This window comes from Blautia sp. St.27G3 (assembly GCF_059728505.1).
Genome location: NZ_BAAGFO010000003.1, coordinates 560,181 through 586,068, shown reverse-complemented (window position 1 = coordinate 586,068; position 25,888 = coordinate 560,181). Strand labels below are relative to the sequence as shown.

Here is a 25,888-nt window from a genome sequence, read left to right as displayed (position 1 = left end):
AAGAACAATGGAAGATCCAAGAATCCGTAAGTTTGCGAGATTTATTATCGAGAAATCCGTTGGTCTGAAAAAAGGGGAAAAAATTCTAATCGAGCTTCACGGAGATCCGAAGGCGGCTCCGCTGGCGAAAGCAATGATTGAGGAAGCCTACGCTTTGGGGGGCTTCCCCTTTTTCCAGAAATTTGATTATGAGCTTGAGGGTGCTATCTTAAAAGGAACATCCGAAGAGCATATGCATAATATCGCAGCGTATGAGCTGAAGCGTATGCAGGATATGGATGCATATGTAGACATCCGTGCGTCGAAAAATATCCACGAGTGGAACGACGTACCGAAAGATAAGATGGCTATTTATAACAAGGAATACTGGGGACCAATTCACCTATCCGAGCGCTGCAATCACACAAAATGGACGGTAATTCGTTATCCGAATGAAGCGATGGCACAGCTTGCAGGCATGTCTACAGAGGAATATGAGAACTTCTATTTCAATGCGTGTCTGGTAGATTATGAGAAGATGGGCAGATCCATGCAGCCGCTTGTGGAGCTGATGGAACGTACGGACAAGGTACGTATTACAGGTCCGAAGACAGATTTGACGTTCTCAATCAAGGGAATTCCGGCAATTGGTACAACCGGCGAGAACAATGTTCCGGATGGAGAGATCCTGACCGCACCGGTAAAAGATTCTGTGAACGGATTTATTTATTACAACGTTCCGTCACCGTACGGCGGAGAAGTATTTCGTGACGTAAGATTGGAATTTAAGGATGGAAAAGTGGTAAATGCCACCTCCAATCTGACCGATAAGATGAATCTGATCTTTGATACAGATGAAGGAGCACGTTATGTGGGCGAGTTTGCGATTGGCGTGAATCCGATCATCACGTCTCCGATGCTTGACATTCTGTTCGATGAGAAGATGGCAGGCAGCTTCCACTTTACACCGGGCAATGCATATGATGTAGCGGATAATGGCAATCGTTCTGCACAGCACTGGGATCTGATTTCCCTGCAGACACCGGAAGCGGGCGGCGGTGAAATATACTTTGATGATGTGCTGATTCGCAAAGATGGCCGTTTCGTTCTGCCGGAGCTGGATTGTCTGAATCCGGAGAATTTGCTGTAGATTTGTGAACTGTATCATAGGAACTTCACGCAAGGTGAAAGGGATATAGTACACCATAGAAGGGCTGTCGCATTAGGAAGATAATGTGACGGCCTTTTTTTAAAATTTAGAGAGGATAGAATATGGAAGATAACAGAATTCGCAGATATGCGCAGTTTTTGATCAATAAGGCCGTATATTTGCAAAAGGATGAGAAAATACTGATTGAGCTTCATGGTGATCCGGATGCAGTGCCGCTGGTGCGGGCGCTGATTGAGGAAGCATATGTGGCAGGCGGACAGCCGTATGTCCACCAGTTTGATGAGCAGCTGATGGGAGCGGTGATTGCAGGGGCGAATGATGCGCATATGGCTGCGGTAACGTCTTACCAGCTGGAGCGCATGAAAAATATGGATGCCTATATCGACGTGCGTGCAAGTCTGAATATTCATGAATGGGACAATTATCCGATTTCACAGATAGATGTCTACAAACGGAATTACTGGGGACCGCTGCATCTGTCGGAACGCTGTAACCACACAAAATGGTCCGTACTGCGTTATCCGAACAGCGCGATGGCACAGCTTGCAGGCATGTCCACAGCAGAATTTGAGGATTATTATTTTAAGGCATGTCTGGTGGACTACGATAAGATGGAAAGGGCCATGCAGCCGCTTGTGAAGCTGATGGAGCGTACCGATAAAGTCGATATTATCGGACCAGGAACCGATCTTCATTTTTCGATCAAAGGAATTGGCGTATATCCGTGGCACGGACAGTGCAATATTCCAGACGGGGAGGTCTCTACGGCGCCGGTGAAGGATTCTGTCAACGGAGTCATTCACTACAATATCCCGTCGCCGTATAATGGAGCAGTCTATTCGGATGTGACACTGACTTTTAAAGATGGAAAGGTGATAAAGGCTGATTCCAATCTTCCGGATCGCATGGACGAAATTTTTGACACAGATGAGGGTGCCCGCTATGTGGGAGAGTTTGCAATCGGATGCAATCCATATGTGACACGTCCGATCTGTGATATTCTGTTCGATGAAAAAATGGTAGGAAGTTTTCATTTTACACCGGGAAATGCGTATGAGCGCAATGAGAATGGCAATCATTCCGCACAGCATTGGGATCTGATCTGTTGCCAGATGCCGGAATTTGGAGGCGGAGAGATGTGGTTTGACGGTGTGTTGATCCGCAAGGATGGGAGATTTGTTCTGCCAGAGCTTGACTGCCTGAATCCGGAAAATCTCAAATAAGAATGGATGGGCTGCCGCCGCTTCGGAAAGGGGAGGGGGTAGCCCTTTTTATAAACATCTGGAGTTTTTGGAAAAGTTTTGCAGTTGAATTAGAATATAGATGACAGAAGAAATGGGGGATTGTGGTTATGCTGTATGAAAAGCAGGAATTTACGATGAAGAATGGGAAGACTGCCGTTTTGCGGAGTCCGAGGAGAGAAGATGCCGAGGCGATGCTTTTGTATATTCGCAGGATGTCGGAGGAGACAGAGTTTGTCGGACGGTATCCAGAAGAGATTACGGAGACCTTGGAATCAGAAGCAGATTTTCTCGAACAGTGTGTGGAGAGTAAAAACAGTATTCAGATTTCGGCTTTTGTGGAGGGAGAACTTGCCGGAAATGCGAGCATCAGTCCATTTAGTGAGCGTATAAAACTGCGTCATCGTGCCGATTTTGGGATTGCGGTGCTACAGCCGTGGTGGGGACTTGGGCTTGGACGAGCTCTCACGCAGGCATGCTTGGAGAGGGCGAAGGAGATGGGATTTGCGCAGGTAGAGCTGAGTTTGCTGAAAACAAATGAAAAAGGGCTCAGGCTGTATCAGAGTACCGGATTTGAAGTGTGGGGCGAGCTGAAAAACGGATTTCATTTAAAGGATGGGACGTGTGAGAGTGAGCTGTGCATGGTAAAATATTTCTGAAAAGAAACAGAACTTTGTTTTACGGGTACATCGGCATGGACTTCACTGGAAGTCCATGCAAAAGTCCCTGGTACCATCCGGCAAATAACTGATTTTTCCGGAGATTCCGAATACCTGCTTCACATTTTTTGGAGTCAGTACGTGCTCGGGGATTCCACTGGAGGCGACGCGACCGTCCTGCATCAAGAAAAGGTGATCGCAATAGTGGGCTGCAAGGCGGAGATCGTGAATAACAAGGAGAATGGTCTTACCGCTTCGCTTCAGATAGTTTAACAGAAAAATCTGGTGGTAGATATCAAGGTGGTTGGTCGGTTCATCCAGTATGATAGTATCTGCACCCTGTGCTACAGCACGGGCCAGAAAAACCAGCTTTCGTTCCCCTCCGGAGAGTGTCTGAATGCTGCGTCCGGAAAATTCCAGGATATTCAGTTCTTCCATGGCGAGACGAATTCGCTCTTTTGATGGGAGATCTGTCTTTTTTTGGTGGTAAAGAGCCATGCCAATAATATCCTCCACAGAAAAGTCAAAAACCACAGAGGTATCCTGTCCGACATATCCTAACTTCCTTGCGACATCCTTTCGGCTGAACGATTGCAGGTTTTTTCCGTCCAGAAAAATAGCGCCGGATTTGCAGGGTACTATCCCGAATAGTGTTTTAACCAGTGTCGATTTTCCGGAGCCGTTTGGTCCGACAATTCCGGTGATTTTTCCCCGCTCTGCCTGCACGCTCACGTTGTGCAGGATTTCTTTTTTTCCATAACCGGTCTGTATATTCTGAAATTCTATTGCTGTGGTCATGCGCCACCTCGATTCTTTCGTATCATCAGATAAAAGAAAAACGGAGCTCCAACAAATGCGGTAATGATGCCAAGCGGGAGTTCGGCAGGGCCAAACAGGCTGCGCGCAGCGGCATCGGCCCAGATCAGATAAGAAGCGCCGAACAGTGCGCTCAGAGGCAAAATGATTCTGTTACTGCTTGTCCCTGCGAGCAGACGAACCATATGGGGGACCATAAGGCCTACAAATCCAATAATACCGGTGACAGAGACAAGAGATGCTACAATGAGGGCACAGATGATGAACATCATACCACGAAAGCGTTTTACATGCAGTCCCATGGCAGCAGCATCGTCGTCTCCTATCATGATAAGATTAAAATTGCCGCTCTGGCAGAAAAAGACGATACAACCCAAAGCGGTGCCGAGAGCCGGAATCCGGAGACTGCTCCACTGGGCGGAGGCAAGGCTTCCCATTTGCCAGTTATAGACAGCAGAAATGCTCTCAGGACTTTTGGCCATAAAGATTAAAAAGCTGGTAACGGCGCTCATCACGGCATTTACGGCTGTGCCGGAGAGCAGGAGGGCAACCGGCTGTATTTTACCGCCGCCACCGGCTTTTGCCATGCGATAGACGCAGAAAAAGGCAAGAAGTGCACCAAGCAGGGCAAAGGCAGTGGTGCGGTATTGTCCGCTGAAAAAGGGGAGCGGTGTCAGAAGCGCCAGAGCAGCTCCGGCCGATGCACCGGAAGATACGCCTAAAATATAGGGTTCTGCGACAGGGTTTAGGACAAGGGCCTGCATGGCTGCGCCGCAGATAGAAAGGCCGGCGCCGCAGCATACTCCGAAAAGAACTCTGGGCAGCCTGATATTCCAGATAATCTGGTAGATTGATTTATCCCATGCACCGGCAGCTGTCTGTGCTCCACTGAAAAAGATCTGATCTGCCATGACCTGATAGACTGTTTTGATGTCTATCGGGGTAGTGCCGATTGATACCACATACAGGATGGAAAAGATCAAAAATGCAGTCAAAACAGGAAACAGCAGACCGCTGCGAATATGCTTCCCCTTCATATTGTCTCCTTAAGTAAATTGCGTTTCATTGGGCTATGCGTATGAAAATGGTGTTTGATCACAGGCTCATGCCTATAGGAAGCGTTCCGGGTAGAATGCTTCCGCGAAAATCTCACATGCTTCTACTGCGCTTAAATCATGCATCGCATAAGCGAGCGGAATAATGATATAATTCTGATTTGCGACTGCCGGCACATCGGCCAGCGCTTCGTTATTATTGATAAAATCAAGGCTTTCCTGCAGCATTTCCTCATTGCCATAGTCGTTGAAGATCATAACGTCCGGATTTGTGGCAACAATGGTCTCCACGCTTGTTGTGAACCATCTGGAATCAGCCATTCCCTTTGTGGCATTGATGCCGCCGGCCAGTTCGATCAGATTGCTTTCCAGGCCCGCGGAAGTGGTATAAACTTCATTACCGCTCACGCTGTCCATAACGAAGGCGGTTACTTTTTCTTCTTCCTTAATATCAGCTACAGAGGCTTCAATCGCGGCAATCTGTTCTTTTGTCTCAAAAATCAGTTTCTCCGCGCGCTCTTCCACTTTGAAAATTTTCCCCATATTCTCAATATCCTGATAAATACTGTCCATTGTTTCATCTTCCACGACAGTACCGGTGAGCACATACGAGGTGATTCCCTTTTCTTCAAGCATATCGTACGTTCCCCAGCGGTCTTCCTGGAATGCGCTGACTTCCCCAACAATCAGGTCTGCACCGCAGGCAACTGCGTTTTCGTGTGAACGCTCAATCTCCGGGATCCCTTCAAAGAGCTCGGCTACGCCTTCAAGCGGCGAGATACGGCCCTTGTTGTTTGTGCTTGTACCGATGATGTACTGGTCAAGTCCGAGTTTCATCAGTACCTCTCCACTGTAACAGCAAAGGATACCGGTCGGCATTTCCGTGAAGGTCAGAGTGCGGGCACCGTTTTCGATGGTTACTTCGCTGTAATCTGCTGTCTCACTGGCAAAAACCCCCGTACCAAAAGAAGACAGAATCATCATACCTGCAAGTAGTGATAGAACAAATTTCTTTTTCATTTTGAATCCTCTCTTTCTGCTGTGTGAAATGACTGGACTGATGCAGAAGTATGCGGTACTGCAACAGTCTGTACGCATAAAAAAAGAGCCTTTTGGTGGCTCATCAGATCTGAGAAGTAAAGTGAAAATATAAAACTTCACAATCTGCGCACAGCAAAAAAGCATTTCTGCTATGTCTATGTAAGCCTCCCCACCGAAAGCAACAGTATTGATAATATAGCAGGTCTCCTGACTCGACTTCATCCTACTTTCTCCGTCTTCCCGGTTTTCCAGTGACTTTTGGGAGAGTTCGTCTGTCACACAGTAGCGGGGGCTGTCAAAGCTTCTACTTTGTTCCCTTTGCCCCAAAGGGGGCAGCCTTTCGGCACTATATTAACATACGCAGTATTTTTATGCTGTTTTTATCTTAGTATAGAGAAGCGTTTGCTGTCAAGTACAACTTTTATAGATCCGAGTCCCATTTATTTTGTTAGAAAACGAAGGAATTCACAGTATTTTCACATATTATGTATTGACCTGTAGCTTAGTCGAACTGTTATAATGTTACCGCCAACTGGGGGACCAATGTGTCCTGGCTGGCGGTAATATCGTTTGCGGGCAGAAGTTTGAGAAGATAGGATGAGGAAGAATGAAATTCCGGATTTTGGATATTCTGTATTTTGTTAGCAGATCGTGAAATATTGATAAGGAAAAGCAGGGAGAAAGAGAATGCGGTTTTTTGTGAGAACGGCGGGAATCTTTATGATTCCACTTTACATTTATTTGTATTTTATTATCAGAAGGATTCAGATACTGCTGTTTGGCGGGAAATGGAAGTATGTGCAGATGGTGCTGGCAGTGGTACTATCTGTGCTGGTGATTCTTCCGGCGCAGAATCTGTTTGGTTTTTGGGCGCTTATTGTTCTGCATTTTCTTGCAGCGTCGGCGATTGTGGATGTTGTGAGACTGGTTCTGAAAAAGTCAGGACACGGATTTCACAGGTACGTGGAGCTTGCATGGCGCAGCGGTACACTGGCAGCAGCGGTCACGACTGTTGTTCTTGGGTATGCATATTGGAATATGCACCGGGTGGTTGTGACGGAATACACGGTTTTTACAGAAAAGGAAATCCGGGAAGAAGGATATGACCTTGCCTTTTTGTCAGATCTGCATTTTGGGACAACCATGAATCCGGAACAGCTTCAGAATTATTGTGAACGTATAGAGAAAGAACAGCCAGATCTCGTTGTGCTTGGCGGGGACATTGTAGATGAGGCTTCGACGCTGGAACAGGTGAAGGAGGCGTTTAGATGCCTGGGTCAGATCAGAAGCACGTACGGAACGTATTACGTTTATGGCAATCACGACAAGGGGCGCTACTTGGATGCGTGTGATTTTACGGAAACGGAACTGGAGGAAGCGATTACCGCAGCAGGAATAAAGATTTTGGAGGACGAGACGGCTTTGATCGGCGAAGAGCTCTGTGTGGCCGGCCGGCGCGACCGGACGGATGCCAGGAGAGATGAGATGGAGCGCAAGTCATCTGAAGAACTTCTGGCGGATGTTTCTGAACAGCGATTCTGCATTTTGACAGACCATCAGCCGCGGGAGATAGAAGAAAATGAACAGGCCGGATATGATTTGATGCTTTCCGGGCATACGCATGCCGGTCAGATGTGGCCGGTGGGACTTATTACTACTTTATTCGATAAAGATACGTTTAACTATGGCAGAAAAACAATTGGCGATATGGAGCTGATTGTATCGTCAGGCATTGGAGGTTGGGGATACGCGTTTCGAACCGGAAAGCACAGCGAAATTGTCGTTGTGCATGTGGCCGGGAATCCTGCATAGAAGACAGCTTTCCAGCTTGACTTCTATGGGAAAAAAAGCATATAATATCAAAGAAAACGCTCAGAGATCCGTTTGCACTGTAAAAGGATAAGGCACATTATGTGATAGCAGATATCTGAGATAAAGTTTGAACATGAGAAAGCTGAGGTATGTTTATGAAATTTATATATCCTGCAATTATTCAAAAAACACCTTCCGGTACCTTTCGGGCAGTATTTCCGGATCTTGCCTGCTGTGAGGCACAGGGAGACACCCTGGAAGACGCTGTGGACGCTGCAAATGAAGCAGCTTATAACTGGATTGAGCTGGAGCTTTCGGAAGAAGGCGCTCATCTGCCGCCGGTTTCGGATGTGGCAGATCTGAAGCTTACAGAGGGAGAAGTTGTGCGCAATATCTGTGTGAATGTACGTCTGTCAGACGGATGGGACGAATAGAGAAGTTCAAGAAATAAGGCGAAGAACAACAGAAAAGAACAGAATTAAAAAAACAAGGAGCTGCCGCGAGAAATAGAAACAAGCACGGTAACTCCTTATTTTGTTTTTGGTGTGTAGTATATTTATTAGCCGATCACTTTAATCCAGCCTTCCGGCGCTTCCAGGCGTCCCATCTGAATACCGGTCAGTGTTTCATACAATTTCTTTGTAACAGGACCCATCTCGGTCATGCCGCTTGGCAGGCAGATTTCGTTGCCGTGGTCCACAATTTTGCCAACCGGAGAGATCACGGCTGCTGTTCCGCAAAGTCCGCATTCTGCAAAATCCTTTACCTCATCGAAGTACACTTCGCGTTCTTCTACTTCGAGTCCCAGATAATCCTTTGCCACAACGAGCAGGGAACGGCGGGTGATGGATGGCAGGATGCTGTTGGATTTCGGGGTGACAACTTTGTTGTCTTTGGTGACGAACAGGAAGTTCGCTCCACCTGTTTCTTCTACCTTGGTTCTGGTAGCAGCATCAAGGTACATGTTTTCGTCAAAGCCCTGACGATGCGCGTCCATAATTGCATAGAGGCTCATTGCATAATTGAGACCGGCTTTGATATGGCCTGTTCCGTGAGGTGCCGCACGATCGAAATCGCATACGCGGATGGTAAGCGGTTTTACGCCGCCTTTAAAGTACGGACCAACCGGTGTTGTAAAAACACGGAATTGGTATTCATTTGCCGGTTTTACTCCGATGACGGGATCGCTTCCGAACATGTAAGGGCGGATATAAAGCGTGGCGCCTGAACCATAGGGCGGAACGTAAGCGGTATTTGCTGCAATGGTCTGCACGACAGCATCGACGAAACGCTCTTTGGGGAATACCGGCATTTCGAGACGCTTGCAGGATGCTTCCATTCGTTCTGCGTTGAGATCAGGGCGGAAGGTGACGATGCGTCCGTCTTCGGTTGTATAGGCCTTCATGCCCTCGAAACAGGTCTGTGCGTACTGAAGTACACCGGCACATTCGGAAATCGTTACGTTAGCGTCAGAAGTGAGGATACCGTCATCCCAGGCTCCGTTTTTATAATTAGCGACAAATCTCTTGTCTGTCGGCACATAGCCGAAACCAAGTTCCGACCAGTTGATGTTTTTCTTTTCCATACTGAACAGTCCTTCCTTTAGTAGTTTAAATAGCTGAATATTGATTAGTAGTAGTTTACGCCTGCTGTTTTGCTGTGTCAAGCAAAAACAGGGAAGTTATTTTTGATTTTCTGTAAAGGAGTCAGAGCCTTTCAAGTGATTTTTTTCAGAAGTGTTCCGCGTGTAACGGCATCGGCTCCATATCGTTTTCGAATCTGGTCAATTGCAATTTCCAGTCGCTTTTGCTTTTCTGCGTTGCATGTCTGTGTTGCGGAACTTTGCCTGTTTTTTGTATCCTTTTCCGGAAGGTTTGTTGCTGTGGACAAGCCAAAATCAAACAGCGAAAGCTGTACGGGAGCATCTTCCGGCAGCAGTTTGGAGGTGCGAAGGCCGAGGAGGCGGATTGGCGTTCCATCCCAGAGCTCATCGAAAAGACGGCAGGCATATTCGTACAGGATGCCGGAGGTTGCATCCGGAGAAAAGAGCTGTGTCTGTTTGGAATAAGACTGAAAGTTGTTATATTTAATTTCAATGGTTACTGTCCGGGCGAGCTGATGCGACTTACGAAGACGCGAGGAAACCTGTTCAGAAAGCGAGAGCAGGATTTTTTTTGCATCAGCCGCATTTTGAATATCTGAGGACAGGGTAGTGGAATTGCCGATGCCTTTCAGTTCATGATTGCCGGCATTCAGTGGTGTATTGTCGATACCGTTTGCATATTCCCACATGGTCTGCCCGTGACTTTTAAACTGAAGCTGTAAAAATGCAGGGTCCGTATGTGCAAGTTCGCCGATCGTACGGATTCCAAGCTCAAGAAGACGCTGTGCACTGCTGTTGCCGACCATAAACAGTTCGCTGACGGGGAGGGGCCACATTTTCTGCGGAATTTCCTCCGGAAACAGAGTATGGACTTTGTCTGGTTTTTCAAAATCACTGGCCATTTTGGCCAACAGTTTGTTCGGTGCGACACCGATATTTACAGTAAATCCGAGCTTGTTTTTAATATGATCGGCGATCTGGCGTGCAGCGGACTTTGGAGAGGAAAAACGCCGGCTGATAGGAGCATAATCCATATAACATTCGTCGATGGATACCTGTTCAAGATCAGAGGTGTAGGTATACAGCAATTCCATAAGTTCGTGGCTGCGCTGATTGTATAATCTGCGGTCCGGTGGAACGATTGTGAGCAGTGGATATTTGCGCAAGGCGGAAGCAACCGGCTCTCCGGTGCGAATGCCGTATTTTTTGGCCGGGATGGATTTCGCAAGGACGATGCCATGACGGGTTTTCTCATCTCCGCCGATAATTGCAGGGATTGTGCGCAGGTCAACAGCAGCAGGGTCTGCCTGCATACGGGAGAGGGCGGTCCAGCTCAGATAGGCGGAATTGACATCAATGTGGAAAATCATACGCATAACAGGACTCCTTTGTTTCCGGGGGAAATTGATTGCGAAGGGGTTATCCGGACGAAGCATGATAAAGTTTCGCAATTACTTATATTAGGAATGAATGATACTAGTTTAACATTTGAATGAGAACTTGTCATTATGGGAAATAAAGAGCATTTGGAATGGTCAGGGCTTTTGCGTAAAATGTTACAAAAGATGCTTGCAGTGACGATAGAAAGACGGTATGATGTGAGCAATCATGGTGATGAAATGTCGGACAGAAAGGAGATTTATGGAGAAAAATACATTTGAGCGAATTTATGAAATTGTTTGTAAAATACCGTATGGAAAGGTGGCGACCTATGGCCAGATTGCGGAGCTTGCAGGGAACAAAAGGCTTTCCCGGGTTGTAGGTTATGCCCTGCACGTGAATCCAGACCCAAAACGGATTCCCTGTCACCGGGTGGTGAACCGCTTAGGAGAGGTTTCACAGGCTTTTGCGTTTGGTGGAGGAAATCGCCAGGTGGAGCTTTTGCAGGGGGAAGGCGTTGCATTTCGGGGTGGCAGGGTGATTATGGAAACGTATCAGTGGGAAAAAAGACTTTTTTGAATCGCGGCGACCGCGTTTGACACCGTTTTGTGCCCGACGTTGACGGTAATATGTGCGTATTTTTCGTAGAGGGGCACACGGTGTTTATAGAGATCTGTCAAAGTCTGATCCGGTGAAAGGACGACACCGCGTCTGCTCAGATCACCCAACCGCTTCTCAAGGATGGAGCAGCTGACTTTCAGGTAGATGACGGTGCTGATTTCACGCAGATGTGCCATCGCTGTGGGGCAGTACACAACGCTGCCTCCGGTAGCAATGACACTTCGCCTGGCTTCGATTTGGCTGTTTACGCGATCCTCGATACGGGTGAATCCTTCGTTTCCGGCATCCTGCATAATTTCCCACAGCAGTTTGCCTTCCTCCTTTTGAATCAGAAGATCGGAATCAATAAAATCATATCCCAGTACCTTGGCCAGCACGATTCCGATCGTGCTTTTTCCGGCGCCGGGCATTCCAATAAGTGTGATATTATCATTTGACATAACAGAATTCCTAACCTAAAATTGCTCCCGCAGCGCCCAAAAGCCCTGCACTTGCGGCCCCCATAATCAGTCCGGCCAGAATGACTCCGAGCATAACTGCAATGATACTGGATTTGAAATCCATATCCAGCAGACTGGCAGCCAGTGTACCGGTCCAGGCGCCTGTTCCGGGAAGCGGGATACCGACAAAGAAGAGCAGGGCGACGAAAAGACCTTTTCCGGCTTTTTCCTGCAATTTTTTCCCTCCCTTTTCCCCTTTTTCAAGACAGAACGTGAAAAATTTTCCTATATAGGGTTTGTCCTTTCCCCAGACCAACACCTTGCGGGCAAAGAGATAGATGATCGGGACAGGAAGCATGTTTCCGACGATTGCTATAATATAGGAAGGAACAATTGGCAGTCCGAATGCAACGGCATAGGGAATTGCCCCGCGCAGCTCAATGAGCGGTACCATGGAAATCAGAAAAACGATTGCATAATTAAGCATAAATGCCTCCTTTTTAAGTGTACTGTTCCATAGTATACACGAAAATGTCGAATTCGAATAGCCCCTAAATCAGAGACTTTGCCGGTTTTGGAAAGAAAGAGTGTTAAGTGTTGCATTTTCCTTCTGTTTTTGATATTCTGGATTCATTATGAACAAAAGGAAAGGGGCAACAAACTATGATGAAACCGAAAATTCTCGTGGTGGGAAGCTTTGTGATGGATCAGATTGCCACTACGGAGATTTTTCCGCGTGAGGGGCAGACGGTACTTGGGAAAACATTTTCAAAAGCGCCCGGTGGAAAAGGGGCAAATCAGGCGGTACAGATGGCGCGTCTTGGCGCTGATGTTACGATGGTGGGAAAACTTGGTCATGACAGCAACGGCGAAGAAATGGTAAAAACCTGCAAAGAAGCCGGAATACATACAGAACATATCGTTTATGATGACAAACTGCCATCCGGGTGCAGTGTAATTATTCTGGAGGAAGCTCCAGGGAAGCAGACCGTAAACCGCATCATTGTACTTTCTGGTTCTAATATGAGTATTACGCCGGACGATGTCGCATTTTTGAAGGAAAAGATTGCAGAGTATGATCTGGTTGTATTGCAGCTAGAAATTCCGATGGAGATTAATGAGCTGGTTGCCCGGTATGCATATGAAAAGGGTGTTCCAGTTATGTTGAATTCTGCACCGAGCGCACCACTTTCTGATGAGTTACTGTCTCATTTGACATATATTTCTCCGAATGAACATGAAGCATACGATATGGTTGGCATTCGGATTTCACATGAAGATAAGGGCGTTAATATGGAGGAAGCAAAGGCAGCCACCGCAGCGCTGAAAGCCAAAGGAGTAAAAAATGTTCTGATTACACTTGGCGAAGCAGGAGCAATTTTAGATACGGAAAAAGACGGTGTATTTTACAGTCCATGTGCTGAGAATGTTATGGCTGTAGATCCGACAGCTGCGGGAGATTCCTTTGTGGGTGCTCTCTCGGTGGGGCTAAGTTGCGGCTGGGATTACGATGAGACGCTGAAGTTTGCGAACCATACCGCGGCGCTCACTGTATCTGGAATGGGTGCTATGCCGTCTCTTCCGACGCTTGAGCGTGTGGAAGCGTTTTTGATGGAACGTGTTGGCTGTGTGCCAGATACTTCAGCGCTGAAGGCTTGAAGAGTTTGATTACATTTCGGGCAGGTATTTCGTATGGAGGCAAAAGGGAAACAAGAGATTTTATTTTTTTTGACGCTGTGAAGAATGATCTGAGTGAATTTATTGATAGCATAGATTACGGACGACTCGAGGATGCCGCGTGAGTTGAGCATCGAGGTACAGAAAAACGGAAATTGTGTGCATGTTTCCGGAATCCGCAAGCTGGAACATATTGCAGGCTGACAAGGATGTAACGCCGCAGCAGTATGTGAAGTGGCATCCGGGCGGAGCGCTTGGAAAACTTCGGGATGATGAAAAATAAAAGGACTACAGAAAGAGAATATGTGCTTAGAATGAAGCGGAACATAAGGTTCTGCTTCATTTCATGTATTTTCGATCATTGCAGGCATTCTCGGATACTTGTAAAATCTTTCATAAATAAAAGGTGCGGAAAATTTACCTGTGAATGGTTCTTGCACAGGGAGTGATTTTCTGATAAATTAAAAAGCAGGTTTTTTGAAAGAGGGGCTGCAGCAAGATGACAATTAGTGAACGCATTTTTGATATTCTCAAGACAAAGGGTATTTCTCAGAAAACATTTTCAAAACAGACGGGAATTGCGGAAAGCACGATCAGTGATTGGAAACGGAAAAAGACGAATCCGGCAGCTGACAAGATTCTGGCAATCAGCAGGGCATTGGATGTCTCGGTATATGAATTGCTCGGAGAAACGATGTCAGACAAGACGTTTGGCGAAGAATGCATTGTGTTAGAAAGAAATTCTGAGGAATTTGCTTTTTTTACGCTGTACCGTTCCCTGCGGCCCGGAGATAAAGAACGAATGCTTGGATACGCAGAGGCGTTGCATAAACTGGGGCGTTGATTGTTTGCATATGATAAAAAAGAGTGTATGTCGCTTGACATACCTCTTTTTTTGTGATAGTATACGTATATACGAATTAAATATGCAAATACGTAAAGGAGGAGACGGGAAAAGCAGAGAAAAAACAAAAGATAAAATCGAAAGAGAACACATGAAAAGAAAAGTCGAAAAAACACCAGGTGCGTCGGCAGGGCACCTGGTGTTGATAAAAGTATACAAACTGATCTATGATATATCATTGCTGTCTGACAGATGGTTTGGAATGAATTCCAGCAGATCTTCGATTTTGCAGTCTAAAGTAGCGCAAATTCTTGCCAGGACTGCTGTATCGAGTCGAGTGACCTGATTATTACAGTATTGATTAATCTGCGTTCGTTGCATTTCTGCACGATGAGACAATTTGTTTTTGCTGATCCCGCGTTCTTCAATCAGCTCTGCCAATTTGATTTGAATAAATCCATAATTCTTTTCGTACATCCTATTACTACCCCTTCATACTTTTCATATAAACTGTCAAAATATGGAAAAATTTGACAATCATAGTGTATGAAATGTAGAATAGAAATATAAGTTCTGACAAATCTTGTCAGACTTCTTACACATGAGAAGGAAAACATTTACATCCGAAAAAATGTCAATAAAATAACATTAAGATACACAATGAGTTCCCGGGTATTTTAAACGAAGGGAAGAATCAGAATAAAGAGCCGTATGTTTGTTCATGCTGGGTGATCGCCTGGCGGATCAGATAAAGAATTTCTCCGTTGATGGAGCGGCCCTCAAATTCTGCAAGGCTTTTAAGCTTTTTATGAGTATCTGAATCAATCCGGAGACCTAAGTGTTTATCTTTTTCCATGACTATTCCTTTCAGCTTAAAATAAGTATATAATAAGTTATGTACCTCAGTACATTTTAAGTACAATTATGTAAATGTGTTTAAAATGAACTTGTTTTAAGTACGAAAAAAATCAAAGGAGGCAGCTGAGGATGTTTTGGCGGGATGTAAGAATTTTTTTTCAGGAGGACCTTGCAGAAGAAAGAGAATATACTCCACTATGGAAGTATATACTGGTTGCTACAGTAACCTCACTGATGAGCACTACTGTTCCGGATATGCTATGGAAGTGGCAGGAGAATCAGAAATATGTGACAGTTAAGTACAAAGAATTAGATTCAGAATTGCAGGAGCAGGAGGATTGTTTTCTTTGTGGATCACATAATCGGACTATGCTGAGTTACTATCGCCAGGTTGGCGGAATTGGGGTTATTTCTTTTAACGATTGGTATGTGACAGATTTTGACTTACAGTCCAGGAAGAAAAGCAATACAGATAGCGATGGTGGTTCTAATTCCAACGGTGTTTTGGGCGAAGAAAATGCATCAAGTGCCAGAACAATGTTTGGCTTTGTAAATAAGGGAGATATCAGAATTGAAAAGGAAAGTATGGCATCAGGACGACGAGCCTCCATTACTGTGCGATGGCCAGAGGGACTTTTGCCTGATCTTACACTGCTGAAAGAGAATCTTTGTCAGTCGTGTCTTGACAACGTACTAGAAAATCAGGTCATAAGAAAAAAGAAATACGACGATAAAATACCCGTACCGTTTTGCGTGGTGGATTTTGATACATTGGAACTGTACTCACTCCAGGATACACACACAACTTTTTCAACTGGAGATTATTGGATAGAAGTGCGCGAAGTAAGGGAGGGGCTGGAAATGAATGCATATTATTTGCCTATAATGGAAAAAAATGAGAAAGTTCTAGCAGATCAAGAATCTGTTGAGGAGGATACAGTTTCCGTGTCATAGCTTGTTCACAATATTTTATTTAATGAGGTTCTTGTTTTAATATTTGTAAATGTATAAATAAAATGCAAATATGTATTTAAGAGAACAGATAAATTTACCATATATATAAATAGAGTGTGCCACTTATGAGCAAAACAAATCGCACCAGGTGTAGATTGATCGTAACCTGGCGCTGGCATAGTGTTTGTTATTGAGTCTTCCGGGTGCTGACGTGGTATTCGTAGATCTACATTAGGTGTAGACAAGATGTTTGTTTCGTTCTTTGTTGAGTGGATATCAGGGGTCATTGTTGTTTGATATTTTACTTGGAACAAATTCCAGCAGCTCTTCGATTTTGCAGTCTAAAGTAGTGCAAATTCTTGCCAAGACTGCGGTATCCAGACGAGTGACCTGATTATTACAATACTGGTTAATTTGAGAACGTTGCATTTCCGCACGATGAGAGAGTTTGTTTTTGCTGATACCGCGTTGCTCGATTAATTCTGCCAATTTAATTTGGATGATGCCATAGTTTTGTTCGTACATTCTATTTCTACCTCTTTTTGTAAATTATCAAAGTATTTGGAATAAATTGACAATTATAGTGTATGGAAAGTAGAATAGAAAGATAAGTTCTGACTTCTTATGTTAGACTTCTTGCACATGTAGTGATATGTATATTTATGTGGAACAGACATACAAATGTAGCTTTAAATGATACGATAGAATCGCTTGGTTTTAAAACATGCGATAAAATGGGGATCAGAGGAGAGAACCGTGTTTTTTCTCATGTCGGGTGATTGCCTGACGAATCAGATACAGGATTTCACCATTAATAGAACGGCCCTCATATTCTGCAAGGCTTTTAAGTTTTTTATGAGTGTCAGAATCTATCCGTAGACCCAAGTGCTTATCTTTTTCCATAATCTTTCCTTTCAGTACAAAAATCAGTATAAAAATATGTAATATTTTTGCTTTAGTACATTTTAAGTACATGTAAAATGTTGTGTTAAAAATGAACTTGTTTTAAGTACGGAAAAATAAATTTGCACAGGAAAAGCCCCCTGTATTATGCTTGGGGTTGTTTTTGGTAGATATTTTTCTTGATAGTGTATACCTTTGCGCTTCTTCGCATACATTGTAAAAATGGTTTCTCGGGGGATTTTTCCTTGAAAGAATATATAGAAGAGCGGGTACTTGGAACAGCAAATTATATTATTGAGAGTAAAGCAACAGTAAGAGATGCGGCGAAGAAATTTGGAATTAGCAAGAGTACGGTACATAAAGATATCACAGAACGTCTGTCGCAGTTGAATCCTGCTCTTGCCAGCCAGGCGCGGGCCGTATTGGATGTAAATAAGTCGGAACGACATATCCGTGGAGGAATGGCAACAAAAGAAAAATATCTTCATATGTAACACTGACATAATAAAAGAGCTGTCGCTTTACGGTTTTTATCGTTCAAGCGACAGCTTTTCATCTTTCATGGCGTTTGGCGTTTGTGCACATGACAAAAGAGAATTCGGATATAATTGGTTGCATACGGTGTTACCTGAAGAAAAGACCGGGATTTTGTTATATTTATCTTAGAATTATTATATTTTCAAGGGAGAAAAGGTACTTTAAAATTAAGTTACGGCAGATCGTGTCAATAGACAGGAGAGATCAGAAATGAAATATTACAAAAGAAAGTTACTGCTTCTGCTGGCAGGATTATTTCTTATTCTTTGTGGGGTGATTGCAGCGGGATATCCGCTTGTTGCAGATTTGCTTTTTTCGCAGCAGGCAAAGGCAGAGATTCAAGATTACAGGCAGGCAGTGTCGCAGGAAGAAAGCGGGAAACTGCAGGACATGTATGCAGAGGCACAGCAGTACAATGAGGCCTTGTATAAAGGACAAGCAGTATCAGTAGCGGATTATGGAGACTTGCTGGCTGTAACGGATGCCATCGGCTATTTGGAAATACCGAAGCTGAATGTTTATCTTCCAATTTACCATGGGCTGGAGGAAGAAACACTGCAAAAGGGAATTGGTCATATTCCAGAGACGTCACTACCGGTAGGGGGAGCATCCACGCACTGTGTGTTATCCGGACACAGTGGTTTACCGGCTGCGAGGATTCTGACAGGGCTTGATGAGATGGAAAAGGGAGACCGATTTTATCTGCATGTACTGGATGAGACACTTGCTTATGAAGTGAATCAGGTTACGATCGTTCTGCCGGAGGAAACAGAGCAGATCCGGATTGCAGAGGGAAAGGACTATGTGACATTGCAGACCTGTACCCCATACGGCGTGAATACGCACCGTCTTTTGGTGCGGGGAGAACGGACGTCTTATAAGCCTCAAGCAGTAGGCGTGCGTGCGGTACAAGAAGAAAAAACAGAAGAAACCGGTATTCCAATTCAGATGGTATTATGGATTGTGACAGTAGCGGTTGCATTGCTCGTGCTGTTTGTGGGAGTTGTCATTTTCATCAAAGAGGTTATCACAAGGTGAAACATGGGGGGAATCAGGGCTCTGGTCACAGATAATCGTTTTTTTGTGTTTTGGAAAAAAATAACTATTATATAAGGAGAGAGGACCGTGAGAAGATCAGGATGGAAAGATGTGGCAGGCGGCATCTGGATGGCGTCGTTGCTGGCTTTGGGAGGGATATCGGTACAGGCACAGAACGAAGGCTCTGTTGTGCTTCAGATGCCGCAGGAAGCAGTTGGTGCGGAAGTGTCGCTGTATACGGTAGCAGACTATACGGATTCTGAGGGGTATGTATTTCAGGATACGTTTGCGGAGTGCGGGATCGTAATTACTGATTTGCGTGACAGCTCACAGATGCAGGGAGCGGCAGAGCGCCTGGCGACATACGTGGCTGAGCAGAACGTGGAGGGACAAAAAGGGCAGGTAAGTGAGCGTGCAGAGGTGCGTTTTGAAAAGCTTACGCCGGGACTTTATCTTAGTGCGCAGACGGATGGTTTTCAAAGTGTGGTATTACAGCCGGCGCTGATACCGGTGCCGTATCTGACAGAGGATGGGGGCGGTTCGGTCTATGATATCGTGATTTCACCGAAGTATTCTCTGCCGGGAGGTGCAGTGATTGCCACAAAGACGGATGAAAGCGGAACTGTGCTTGGACAGGCACATTTTGTACTGCAGAAAAAAACGTATCCGGCAGATGGGAATGTCCCGGATGATGCGGCGGCAGAATCTGATGAGGATGGTGTTTTTTATTGGAAAGATTTTGATGCAGATCTCGTGTCAAATGAAAGCGGACAGATTGTGTTAAGCGATCTGTCAATGGGGCTTTACCGCCTAGTGGAGACACAGGCACCATCCGGTTGTATTTTGAATACAACTCCGCATGAGTTTCTAATAGAAGAGCCGGGAACTGTGGTGGAGATAGAAGGAATATACCAGGAAGAATCAGGCGCAGTGGCAGCGGTACAGATTGTGAATCAGAGAACAACCCTGCGCGTTCATAAAGTAGATCGTGAGGGACAACCTGTTGCGGGAGCAAGACTGGTGGTGAAGGATGCAAACGGGCAGATTATTCTGGACGAAAATGGAAATGCAAAGTATTCTTTTGTGACTACCGATCAGCCGTATGAGCTGAAAGGCCTGGCAGCCGGTGAATATTATATCAGCGAGCTTGAAGCGCCGGACGGTTATGCAGTTGCGCAGGATGTAAAACTGACGCTCAGCGATGCAGCGGATACGGTCAATGAGGTTACGATGGTGGATGAACGCCAGGAAGAGACTTCAGGGCGCCTGATTGTGACCAAGGAATTGTACGATCTGAATGGAGATCGTCTGATGGTGGAAGATGCTCTGTTTTATGTAGCGTTGTTTGCAGATGCAGAAAGACAAAACCGAATTAGTGATGTAGAGCCGCTTCACTGTCAGCAAGGCAGCAGTACGTCTGCCATTTTTGAAAATCTTGAGATAGGAAGGACGTACTATGTGGGTGAGACGGATGCATTTGGAAACTTTATGGAAAGCGGCCTTTATGAAGACTGTCTGTTTGTTCCGGAATATCCGGACGGGCATGAGATCAGTCTGACACAAGGGCAGGAGGGAAGCATAGGCTTGCGGAATGTATTCCACGAGATTCCGCAGGGATATTATTACGAGGGTGAGCTGACTATCACGAAAAAGGTTCTGAAAGGCTCTGCGCCGTATGGTACTGATCAAGTCTTTTATGCGGCAGTCTATACAGACAAAAATTATACGGAGCAGTACGGGGACCTGATTACGCTGAATATGGATGGGGCAGAGACTTTGAGCGTAACGGTTCCGGTATCTCTCGGAGCTGATCCGGATGCGGAAATCGTTTACTATGTGGCCGAGACGGACAGAAACGGAAACGTGTATGACGGAGCTTCACGCCTGGAGTTTGCTGTGTCGCTGGATAAGACCAGTGTACGGATGTCCGCTGCAAATGCATCAGAAGAAGTAACCATTATCAATACATACCCGGAAGAGGTCAAAGAACGTGAATCGGAGAATCCTGTCGTGGATCAGAAAAATAATGGTTCTGCAGGTTCGTCTACTGTACGTACGGGGGATGATACGCCTGTTCTGGAATTTTTGTGTGTATTGGGAGGAGCCCTGGTCATGTTGCTGCTTCTGGTTATGTGGAAAATGGGCCGAAAAGCAAAAGAACAGTAATTGATTCTTGTGTTTTCTGTTTGACTGCAGTTTTGCAGGCAGCAGAAAACACAATTTTTTATTGTAATTTTGGTGTCACGGGAAGGTTACAAAAAATGTGACAAGAATTGAAAAAAATACCGAATTTCCGGAGGCGAGCTTGTAATATATAACGGAAACTTGTATAATATTGTAATAATATTCAAAAAAGAATCTGGAGAGAAGCACAGTGAGAACTATTTTGATTGCGGACGATGAGAGAATTGAAAGAAACGGAATAAAAACACTGCTGCGGCGTGAGGCCATGGAATTAAACCTGCTGGAAGCGTCAAATGGTAGAGAGGCACTTCAGATGGTACAGGAACATAAGCCGGATCTGTTGTTTTGTGATATCAAAATGCCGTTTATGACTGGCCTGGAAGTTGCGGAGCGAACAAAAGAGATTAGCCCGGACACAGCAATTATCATTATCAGCGGGTACAGTGACTTTGAATTTGCCAGAAGCGCAATGAAAAGCGGAGTAAAGGATTACGTACTCAAACCAATTGACCCGGCAGAGCTGCGCCGAGTTTTCCTCGAGGCAATGCAGTTGGCAGAGGAGCGGGAACATCGTACGGAGCTGCGCCGGAAAAATCAGGATTTTCTCGGTGAGTATTTTCTTCAGAAATTTATTTATACAGGACGGCCGGAGGTAATGGCTGAGGCGGCAGATGTGATTGATGTGAAATGGTGGCAGGGCGTCAGACAGATGCTTTTGATTGAGACAATAACAGATTTTTTTGAGACATGCGGCGATGACTTTCAAGGGAAGCTTTTAGAAGAGCTGAAGCTGCCGTTTCATTATCTGAATCTGGAGGCCAGCCGGACCATGCTGTTGTTTGACGGGCGTGTAAAGGCAGATTTTCGGGTTATGGCACAGCATATCCATGAGTATATGATGCGCCAGTTTCGGGTTGGATGCTATGTGGCTGTGAGCAGTCCGTTACAGCATGGTTTGAAGATGCCGGAAGCGTTTCAGGAAACAGAGTCTTTGATGGAGAATCGTTTTTATCGGCAGGATCTGTGGGTTTTTGTTCCGGCTATGGAGCTCAAAGATAAAGATAATTATGAGATTGTTGCTCAGTTGTTTGAGTGGATGGAGGAAGATATCCGGTTAAGAGATATCAAGCATCTGTGGGAACATTTTCAGAAGCTTTCGCAGCTATGGCAGAGTGTGGGGAGCTTTTCGCATATTTATGTAAAGTTTTCCTGCTCCAATGTGATTAAAGCATTGTACCGGGAGCTGCGTTTTTCAGCAGAAAAGTGTAATCAGACCATAGAGAAACTGTATATGTGTACCACGATACAGGAAATTTTGAAGATTCTTGAGGAAAATATTCATGACTATGAGCAAATCATGTTTGCAAACCAGAGCAGTGCGGGCAGCGATGTGGAGAAGGTGAAAAGCTATATCTACGAACATTATGCGGAGGAACTGAGTGTTGAGATTCTGAGTGAAGGGGTCTTCCTTTCACCAGGATATATGAGTTACATTTTTAAAAAGGAAACAGGAGAAGGACTGAGCCATTTTATTCGTGCCTATCGTCTGGAACGGGCCAGGGATCTTTTACAGAATACGAGTATGAAAGTGAACCAGATATGCCGGGAGGTCGGTTTTACGAACGCTTCTTATTTTGGAAAAAGTTTTCGGGAATATTATGGTTGTAGTCCGGAGCGGTTCCGAAAGGGCGTAAGTACAGATGAAGATCTTGGCTGAGCATGTGAAAAATCTCAGATATCAATACAAAGTATTTCTGGCAATGCTGGTTGTTTCAGCAGTTCCGTTGTTTTTGTGTGCGATTGTGTTTTATTCAGACTCTGAGCGATTTGTGTATACAAACATAGAGCTGTCAAAAGAGGCGCAGTTGCGCCAGATCAATCAGGAGCTGGACAGCCGGATTGAGCTGTACGAGCATGTCATTGATTATATGTTGTCCATTGAGGATCTGCAAAATGTTCTGGCGTTTGACGGGCGAAATCTGTATGAAGTGTACCGCGCCTGCCGCGATACGGTTGATCCGCTTTTGCAGACCAATATGTACTATCATCCGATGATACAAAGTATAACGATTTATCTGAAAAATTCAGATATAGAACACGGAGAGACAATCGCGCCTTTTTATCAGCTTGAAAAAGAGACGTGGTATCAGGAGTGCTTTGATGGGAAAGAGCCGGAAGAAACATGGCACGTATCTGTGGATGACTGTCTCGTTTATTATGTCCGGCCAGTGACTCGCTATATGGAAATGAAAGCAGTTCTGGTTACAAGTTTTGACTATGATACGTTTTTTGAACGTCTGGACGGGGTAGTAACTGTTCCGGGTGAAAGCGTCAGTCTTTTGGAGAATAGCGGAAGAATTTTGTATTCCAGCGACAAGAAACGGATCGGGGAAAAGTACGGACAGCCGGAAAAAGAAAGCCAGGATGCGGCGATTGTATCAGAGATAGAATATACGGGCTGGACACTGATCAGTAACCTCCCCAAGTATGCAATCAGCGACGCGCTTTTGGATACACTGAAATCCAGCAGCCTGATTCTGATCCTTTGCCTGGCTTATGCGGTGGTCATGTCAGCTCTGCTGGCAAAGTTGTTGGTGAAGCGGATCGGTCAGCTGACAAAGGCAGTCAGCCAGATCGGAGCCAATGAAGACAAGGGAAGAACGGTTCTGGAACAGTACAATGGCGCCATGGATGAGATCGGCGCTCTTGTGGAAAACATTCATCGAATGGTCCTTCGTCTTGATGAATTGAAGATTGCCGTATATAACGAGAAAATTGCAAGGCGGGATCTGGAGATGAAAGCGCTTCAGGCACAGATCAATCCGCATTTTCTGTATAATTCCCTGTCTATTATCAACTGGAAAGCGTTGGATGCAGGGGCGGATGAGGTTAGCAGCATTACGCTGCGTCTGGCGGAATTTTACAGAACCACACTGAACCGCGGTTCCAGCATTATTACAGTAGAAGGGGAACTCAGAAATATCCGTGCATATCTCGATATTCAGCTGATCATGCATGATTACTGTTTTAAGGTGGCGTGGGATCTGGATGAACAGATTATGAACTGGCAGATGCCCAAGCTGGTATTACAGCCGCTTGTGGAAAATGCGCTGGAACATGGCCTGGATTTGAAGGAGGAGGGAGACAAGCTTCTGTCTTTGTATGCCGGGAAAGAAGGGGATGCCATGGTACTTATTGTACGGGACAATGGTGTGGGCATGACACAGGAAAAGGCAGATGCACTTGTGCAGTACAACAGCAAGGGATATGGAATTAAAAATGTTGTAGAAAGAATTACACTTTTATATGGAAAGAATTATGTGTTCCGTGTTACAAGCCGTGAGGGAATAGGAACGGAGATTTACATAAAGATACCGGAAGAAAGGAGTGTGGGGCTATGCGCCATGACAGAAAAGTAAGTCTGGCAATGTGTCTTTTTCTGGTTGCAGGCTGTATTTTGCAGGGGATGCTGACGGAGCGGCAACAGGTTTTGGCAGCAGACACATGGGAAATGGCTGAGACAACTCCGTACGGCCGGTATCCGGAAACCGTGACGTATACACTGGGCAAACAGGTGAGCGCGTCTTCAGGTATGAAAGACGGAGATTCCTATGAAGATAATGTTTATACAAGGTATCTTCAGGAATTGCTGAATATAAAAACCGAATTGATTCTGAAAGGTGATGAGACGAATTACAGTGCGTTGGAGGCGCTTGCAGTATCGGGCGGAGAGCTTCCGGATGTAATGATGATCAACGATGCAGAGCTGCTTAGCACAATGGTAGCGTATGATATGGTGGAGGATTTGACGCCGTATTATGAAACCTGTTTCAGCAACAAAATACGGGAGATTTATGACAGTTATGGAGATGACCGTTTTGCAGCGGTGACTTTTGACGGCAAAATATACGGGATTCCCGAGACAGATATCTATTCCAGCGCGAACTTTATCTGGCTGCGCAAAGACTGGATGGATGAGCTTGGGCTGGAGGTGCCGGAAACAATCGACGACGTGGGCAGGATTGTCAAGGCTTTTGTAGAACAGGACCCGGGAAACAATGGCGAGGGGCAGACGGTTGGTCTTCTGTGTGACAGGCAGTTGATGGCTGATACGAGCAAATGTTACAATGTCGTTCCGCTGTTTGCAGCATTTGGCGCATATCCGGGCATCTGGATGGAAAAAGAGGACGGAACAATTGCGTATGGCAGTGTTTTGCCGGAGACGAAGGCTGCATTAGAGAAGCTGCGCGAATGGTATCAGAATGGTATTTTAGACCGGGAATTTCTGCTGCGCACCACAAATAACAATGCAAAACTGGTCAGCGAAGGAAAATGCGGTTCCTTTTTTGGATGGTGGTGGGCGCCGAACAATCCCCTGGAAGAGAGTGTGCGCAAGGACCCGGAGGCTGACTGGCAGCCGTATCTGCTGACTAACGATGAGGATGGAACGGTTCAAACGTATCTTCCATATGCGGCAGATAAATTTGTCGTTGTGCGCAAAGGATATGAACATCCGGAGATTGTTATGAAGATAATCAGCGCTCTGTATGATTATGCCAGGTATGAGGATTCGGATGCTGTGGCAATTCAGAATTATTTTGCAAATGGGATTGATCCGTCTGCGACGCCGCTTGTGATCAACTGTGATTACAGCGATGCCATTTTCCGGGTGACGGAGCAGCTCCAAAGTGTATTATGCGGAGAAAAGGATTCCTCGGAACTGAATACACTTGAAAAAGGCTATTATAATGCATGCAAGGGGTATCTTGACGGCGAAAAAAGTTCAACGAACTGGGCGGCTTATACGTCCCGTATTACAGCGGTGAGCCTGCTGATGGAGCATGAAATTGAGTATGTGAATGAGGGATATACGCAGGGATTTAAGGGAATTGTTTCAGATGAATGGAAAGAGTATGAGAATGAATACATGCTGAAAATTATTATAGGTGAATATTCTTCTTCTGCTTTTGAAGTAATGGTGGAACAGTGGTATGCACGCGGAGGGAAGCATGCGCAGCAGGAGGCGCAGAAAAAGTATGAGCGAATCCGGGATGGGCGGCAATAAATGGCGTGGC

General features: G+C 45.4%; 27 protein-coding genes and 1 riboswitch. Of the genes, 16 read left to right on the top strand and 11 right to left on the bottom strand.

Annotation, left to right across the window (positions count from 1 at the left end; all coding sequences use genetic code 11):
- Nucleotides 1-7 precede the first annotated feature (7 nt).
- From AC6I2O_RS16845 to AC6I2O_RS16835, 3 genes are all read left to right on the top strand, one after another.
- A complete protein-coding gene (locus tag AC6I2O_RS16845; protein ID WP_497743308.1) occupies nucleotides 8-1,129 on the top strand; it encodes an aminopeptidase in 1,122 nt (373 codons plus the stop codon).
- Nucleotides 1,130-1,251: 122 nt separating this feature from the next.
- Complete coding sequence (locus AC6I2O_RS16840; RefSeq protein WP_497743307.1) at nucleotides 1,252-2,373, top strand: aminopeptidase; 1,122 nt, start codon at nucleotides 1,252-1,254, stop codon at nucleotides 2,371-2,373.
- A 128-nt stretch (nucleotides 2,374-2,501) separates the two neighbouring features.
- The gene (locus AC6I2O_RS16835; protein ID WP_120392802.1) at nucleotides 2,502-3,050 is read left to right on the top strand and encodes a GNAT family N-acetyltransferase; all 549 of its coding nucleotides are present in this window, start codon (nucleotides 2,502-2,504) and stop codon (nucleotides 3,048-3,050) included.
- 42 nt (nucleotides 3,051-3,092) lie between these two features.
- Here AC6I2O_RS16835 and AC6I2O_RS16830 read toward each other — a convergent pair whose 3' ends face one another.
- The 3 genes from AC6I2O_RS16830 to AC6I2O_RS16820 all read right to left on the bottom strand — a co-directional run bounded on the left by AC6I2O_RS16830 (nucleotide 3,093) and on the right by AC6I2O_RS16820 (nucleotide 5,941).
- Entirely contained in the window at nucleotides 3,093-3,848 is a 756-nt protein-coding gene (locus AC6I2O_RS16830) for an ABC transporter ATP-binding protein (RefSeq protein ID WP_497743306.1), read from the bottom strand.
- Nucleotides 3,845-4,903, bottom strand: coding sequence for a FecCD family ABC transporter permease (locus AC6I2O_RS16825; RefSeq protein ID WP_497743305.1), 1,059 nt, complete (start codon nucleotides 4,901-4,903; stop codon nucleotides 3,845-3,847). Before AC6I2O_RS16825 ends, AC6I2O_RS16830 begins: the two co-directional genes overlap by 4 nt.
- A gap of 72 nt (nucleotides 4,904-4,975) precedes the next feature.
- Complete coding sequence (locus tag AC6I2O_RS16820; RefSeq protein WP_497743304.1) at nucleotides 4,976-5,941, bottom strand: ABC transporter substrate-binding protein; 966 nt, start codon at nucleotides 5,939-5,941, stop codon at nucleotides 4,976-4,978.
- 201 nt (nucleotides 5,942-6,142) lie between these two features.
- A riboswitch (cobalamin riboswitch) is annotated at nucleotides 6,143-6,328 on the bottom strand.
- A 321-nt stretch (nucleotides 6,329-6,649) separates the two neighbouring features.
- Here AC6I2O_RS16820 and AC6I2O_RS16815 point away from each other — a divergent pair.
- Both AC6I2O_RS16815 and AC6I2O_RS16810 read left to right on the top strand, forming a co-directional pair.
- Nucleotides 6,650-7,774, top strand: a complete 1,125-nt coding sequence (locus AC6I2O_RS16815) for a metallophosphoesterase (protein WP_497743303.1) — start codon at nucleotides 6,650-6,652, stop codon at nucleotides 7,772-7,774.
- 155 nt (nucleotides 7,775-7,929) lie between these two features.
- The gene (locus AC6I2O_RS16810) at nucleotides 7,930-8,208 is read left to right on the top strand and encodes a type II toxin-antitoxin system HicB family antitoxin (RefSeq protein WP_120392938.1); all 279 of its coding nucleotides are present in this window, start codon (nucleotides 7,930-7,932) and stop codon (nucleotides 8,206-8,208) included.
- A gap of 125 nt (nucleotides 8,209-8,333) precedes the next feature.
- Here AC6I2O_RS16810 and AC6I2O_RS16805 read toward each other — a convergent pair whose 3' ends face one another.
- Together AC6I2O_RS16805 and AC6I2O_RS16800 are read right to left on the bottom strand one after the other, a co-directional pair.
- Complete coding sequence (locus AC6I2O_RS16805; RefSeq protein WP_497743354.1) at nucleotides 8,334-9,359, bottom strand: branched-chain amino acid aminotransferase; 1,026 nt, start codon at nucleotides 9,357-9,359, stop codon at nucleotides 8,334-8,336.
- Between the two features lie 131 nt (nucleotides 9,360-9,490).
- Nucleotides 9,491-10,753 (bottom strand): Y-family DNA polymerase, encoded by a 1,263-nt coding sequence (locus tag AC6I2O_RS16800; RefSeq protein ID WP_497743301.1) that lies wholly within the window; start codon nucleotides 10,751-10,753, stop codon nucleotides 9,491-9,493.
- Nucleotides 10,754-10,885: 132 nt separating this feature from the next.
- Here AC6I2O_RS16800 and AC6I2O_RS16795 point away from each other — a divergent pair, with 132 nt between their 5' ends.
- Entirely contained in the window at nucleotides 10,886-11,038 is a 153-nt protein-coding gene (locus tag AC6I2O_RS16795) for a hypothetical protein (RefSeq protein WP_497743299.1), read from the top strand.
- Nucleotides 11,019-11,336, top strand: a complete 318-nt coding sequence (locus tag AC6I2O_RS16790) for an MGMT family protein (protein WP_120392795.1) — start codon at nucleotides 11,019-11,021, stop codon at nucleotides 11,334-11,336. The genes AC6I2O_RS16795 and AC6I2O_RS16790 overlap by 20 nt, the downstream gene beginning before the upstream one ends.
- On the opposite strand, the gene AC6I2O_RS16785 is transcribed toward AC6I2O_RS16790, so the two are convergent.
- Nucleotides 11,312-11,818, bottom strand: coding sequence for a shikimate kinase (locus AC6I2O_RS16785; RefSeq protein ID WP_120392794.1), 507 nt, complete (start codon nucleotides 11,816-11,818; stop codon nucleotides 11,312-11,314). The genes AC6I2O_RS16790 and AC6I2O_RS16785 overlap by 25 nt on opposite strands.
- A 10-nt stretch (nucleotides 11,819-11,828) precedes the next feature.
- Nucleotides 11,829-12,305 carry a COG2426 family protein gene (locus AC6I2O_RS16780; protein ID WP_120392793.1) on the bottom strand — a complete coding sequence of 159 codons (477 nt, stop codon included), beginning with the start codon at nucleotides 12,303-12,305 and terminating at the stop codon, nucleotides 11,829-11,831.
- Nucleotides 12,306-12,481: 176 nt separating this feature from the next.
- Between AC6I2O_RS16780 and AC6I2O_RS16775 the strand changes: the two genes are divergently transcribed.
- The gene (locus tag AC6I2O_RS16775) at nucleotides 12,482-13,477 is read left to right on the top strand and encodes a ribokinase (RefSeq protein ID WP_120392792.1); all 996 of its coding nucleotides are present in this window, start codon (nucleotides 12,482-12,484) and stop codon (nucleotides 13,475-13,477) included.
- A gap of 517 nt (nucleotides 13,478-13,994) precedes the next feature.
- Nucleotides 13,995-14,339, top strand: coding sequence for a helix-turn-helix domain-containing protein (locus AC6I2O_RS16770; protein ID WP_120392791.1), 345 nt, complete (start codon nucleotides 13,995-13,997; stop codon nucleotides 14,337-14,339).
- Between the two features lie 225 nt (nucleotides 14,340-14,564).
- Here the strand turns inward: AC6I2O_RS16770 and AC6I2O_RS16765 are convergent, their stop codons facing one another.
- Nucleotides 14,565-14,816, bottom strand: coding sequence for a helix-turn-helix domain-containing protein (locus AC6I2O_RS16765; RefSeq protein ID WP_120392790.1), 252 nt, complete (start codon nucleotides 14,814-14,816; stop codon nucleotides 14,565-14,567).
- A 217-nt stretch (nucleotides 14,817-15,033) separates the two neighbouring features.
- The gene (locus AC6I2O_RS16760; RefSeq protein WP_120392789.1) at nucleotides 15,034-15,195 is read right to left on the bottom strand and encodes a type II toxin-antitoxin system antitoxin; all 162 of its coding nucleotides are present in this window, start codon (nucleotides 15,193-15,195) and stop codon (nucleotides 15,034-15,036) included.
- A gap of 131 nt (nucleotides 15,196-15,326) precedes the next feature.
- Between AC6I2O_RS16760 and AC6I2O_RS16755 the strand changes: the two genes are divergently transcribed.
- Entirely contained in the window at nucleotides 15,327-16,151 is an 825-nt protein-coding gene (locus AC6I2O_RS16755) for a hypothetical protein (RefSeq protein ID WP_497743298.1), read from the top strand.
- A gap of 276 nt (nucleotides 16,152-16,427) precedes the next feature.
- Here the strand turns inward: AC6I2O_RS16755 and AC6I2O_RS16750 are convergent, their stop codons facing one another.
- Nucleotides 16,428-16,676, bottom strand: a complete 249-nt coding sequence (locus tag AC6I2O_RS16750) for a helix-turn-helix domain-containing protein (protein WP_120392787.1) — start codon at nucleotides 16,674-16,676, stop codon at nucleotides 16,428-16,430.
- Nucleotides 16,677-16,892: 216 nt separating this feature from the next.
- Entirely contained in the window at nucleotides 16,893-17,054 is a 162-nt protein-coding gene (locus AC6I2O_RS16745) for a type II toxin-antitoxin system antitoxin (RefSeq protein WP_120392786.1), read from the bottom strand.
- A 245-nt stretch (nucleotides 17,055-17,299) separates the two neighbouring features.
- Between AC6I2O_RS16745 and spoIIID the strand changes: the two genes are divergently transcribed.
- The 6 genes from spoIIID to AC6I2O_RS16715 all read left to right on the top strand — a co-directional run bounded on the left by spoIIID (nucleotide 17,300) and on the right by AC6I2O_RS16715 (nucleotide 25,878).
- The gene (gene spoIIID, locus AC6I2O_RS16740; protein WP_120392785.1) at nucleotides 17,300-17,548 is read left to right on the top strand and encodes a sporulation transcriptional regulator SpoIIID; all 249 of its coding nucleotides are present in this window, start codon (nucleotides 17,300-17,302) and stop codon (nucleotides 17,546-17,548) included.
- Nucleotides 17,549-17,801: 253 nt separating this feature from the next.
- Nucleotides 17,802-18,629 (top strand): class C sortase, encoded by an 828-nt coding sequence (locus tag AC6I2O_RS16735; RefSeq protein ID WP_120392784.1) that lies wholly within the window; start codon nucleotides 17,802-17,804, stop codon nucleotides 18,627-18,629.
- A gap of 87 nt (nucleotides 18,630-18,716) precedes the next feature.
- Entirely contained in the window at nucleotides 18,717-20,795 is a 2,079-nt protein-coding gene (locus AC6I2O_RS16730) for an MSCRAMM family protein (protein ID WP_497743297.1), read from the top strand.
- 208 nt (nucleotides 20,796-21,003) lie between these two features.
- Nucleotides 21,004-22,530 (top strand): response regulator, encoded by a 1,527-nt coding sequence (locus AC6I2O_RS16725; protein WP_497743296.1) that lies wholly within the window; start codon nucleotides 21,004-21,006, stop codon nucleotides 22,528-22,530.
- Nucleotides 22,514-24,232: a cache domain-containing sensor histidine kinase gene (locus AC6I2O_RS16720; RefSeq protein WP_497743295.1), complete on the top strand. Its 1,719-nt coding sequence runs from the start codon at nucleotides 22,514-22,516 to the stop codon at nucleotides 24,230-24,232. Before AC6I2O_RS16725 ends, AC6I2O_RS16720 begins: the two co-directional genes overlap by 17 nt.
- Nucleotides 24,211-25,878, top strand: a complete 1,668-nt coding sequence (locus tag AC6I2O_RS16715) for an extracellular solute-binding protein (protein WP_497743294.1) — start codon at nucleotides 24,211-24,213, stop codon at nucleotides 25,876-25,878. Before AC6I2O_RS16720 ends, AC6I2O_RS16715 begins: the two co-directional genes overlap by 22 nt.
- Nucleotides 25,879-25,888 lie beyond the last annotated feature (10 nt).

What these genes read in the sequence shown, in the direction of transcription:
- AC6I2O_RS16845 (WP_497743308.1), top strand. Translation starts at nt 8, where the DNA reads ATGGAAGATCCAAGAATCCGTAAGTTTGCGAGATTTATTATCGAGAAA.
- AC6I2O_RS16840 (WP_497743307.1), top strand. Translation starts at nt 1,252, where the DNA reads ATGGAAGATAACAGAATTCGCAGATATGCGCAGTTTTTGATCAATAAG.
- AC6I2O_RS16835 (WP_120392802.1), top strand. Translation starts at nt 2,502, where the DNA reads ATGCTGTATGAAAAGCAGGAATTTACGATGAAGAATGGGAAGACTGCC.
- AC6I2O_RS16830 (WP_497743306.1), bottom strand. Translation starts at nt 3,848, where the DNA reads ATGACCACAGCAATAGAATTTCAGAATATACAGACCGGTTATGGAAAA.
- AC6I2O_RS16825 (WP_497743305.1), bottom strand. Translation starts at nt 4,903, where the DNA reads ATGAAGGGGAAGCATATTCGCAGCGGTCTGCTGTTTCCTGTTTTGACT.
- AC6I2O_RS16820 (WP_497743304.1), bottom strand. Translation starts at nt 5,941, where the DNA reads ATGAAAAAGAAATTTGTTCTATCACTACTTGCAGGTATGATGATTCTG.
- AC6I2O_RS16815 (WP_497743303.1), top strand. Translation starts at nt 6,650, where the DNA reads ATGCGGTTTTTTGTGAGAACGGCGGGAATCTTTATGATTCCACTTTAC.
- AC6I2O_RS16810 (WP_120392938.1), top strand. Translation starts at nt 7,930, where the DNA reads ATGAAATTTATATATCCTGCAATTATTCAAAAAACACCTTCCGGTACC.
- AC6I2O_RS16805 (WP_497743354.1), bottom strand. Translation starts at nt 9,359, where the DNA reads ATGGAAAAGAAAAACATCAACTGGTCGGAACTTGGTTTCGGCTATGTG.
- AC6I2O_RS16800 (WP_497743301.1), bottom strand. Translation starts at nt 10,753, where the DNA reads ATGCGTATGATTTTCCACATTGATGTCAATTCCGCCTATCTGAGCTGG.
- AC6I2O_RS16795 (WP_497743299.1), top strand. Translation starts at nt 10,886, where the DNA reads ATGGGAAATAAAGAGCATTTGGAATGGTCAGGGCTTTTGCGTAAAATG.
- AC6I2O_RS16790 (WP_120392795.1), top strand. Translation starts at nt 11,019, where the DNA reads ATGGAGAAAAATACATTTGAGCGAATTTATGAAATTGTTTGTAAAATA.
- AC6I2O_RS16785 (WP_120392794.1), bottom strand. Translation starts at nt 11,818, where the DNA reads ATGTCAAATGATAATATCACACTTATTGGAATGCCCGGCGCCGGAAAA.
- AC6I2O_RS16780 (WP_120392793.1), bottom strand. Translation starts at nt 12,305, where the DNA reads ATGCTTAATTATGCAATCGTTTTTCTGATTTCCATGGTACCGCTCATT.
- AC6I2O_RS16775 (WP_120392792.1), top strand. Translation starts at nt 12,482, where the DNA reads ATGATGAAACCGAAAATTCTCGTGGTGGGAAGCTTTGTGATGGATCAG.
- AC6I2O_RS16770 (WP_120392791.1), top strand. Translation starts at nt 13,995, where the DNA reads ATGACAATTAGTGAACGCATTTTTGATATTCTCAAGACAAAGGGTATT.
- AC6I2O_RS16765 (WP_120392790.1), bottom strand. Translation starts at nt 14,816, where the DNA reads ATGTACGAAAAGAATTATGGATTTATTCAAATCAAATTGGCAGAGCTG.
- AC6I2O_RS16760 (WP_120392789.1), bottom strand. Translation starts at nt 15,195, where the DNA reads ATGGAAAAAGATAAACACTTAGGTCTCCGGATTGATTCAGATACTCAT.
- AC6I2O_RS16755 (WP_497743298.1), top strand. Translation starts at nt 15,327, where the DNA reads ATGTTTTGGCGGGATGTAAGAATTTTTTTTCAGGAGGACCTTGCAGAA.
- AC6I2O_RS16750 (WP_120392787.1), bottom strand. Translation starts at nt 16,676, where the DNA reads ATGTACGAACAAAACTATGGCATCATCCAAATTAAATTGGCAGAATTA.
- AC6I2O_RS16745 (WP_120392786.1), bottom strand. Translation starts at nt 17,054, where the DNA reads ATGGAAAAAGATAAGCACTTGGGTCTACGGATAGATTCTGACACTCAT.
- AC6I2O_RS16735 (WP_120392784.1), top strand. Translation starts at nt 17,802, where the DNA reads ATGAAATATTACAAAAGAAAGTTACTGCTTCTGCTGGCAGGATTATTT.
- AC6I2O_RS16720 (WP_497743295.1), top strand. Translation starts at nt 22,514, where the DNA reads ATGAAGATCTTGGCTGAGCATGTGAAAAATCTCAGATATCAATACAAA.
- AC6I2O_RS16715 (WP_497743294.1), top strand. Translation starts at nt 24,211, where the DNA reads ATGCGCCATGACAGAAAAGTAAGTCTGGCAATGTGTCTTTTTCTGGTT.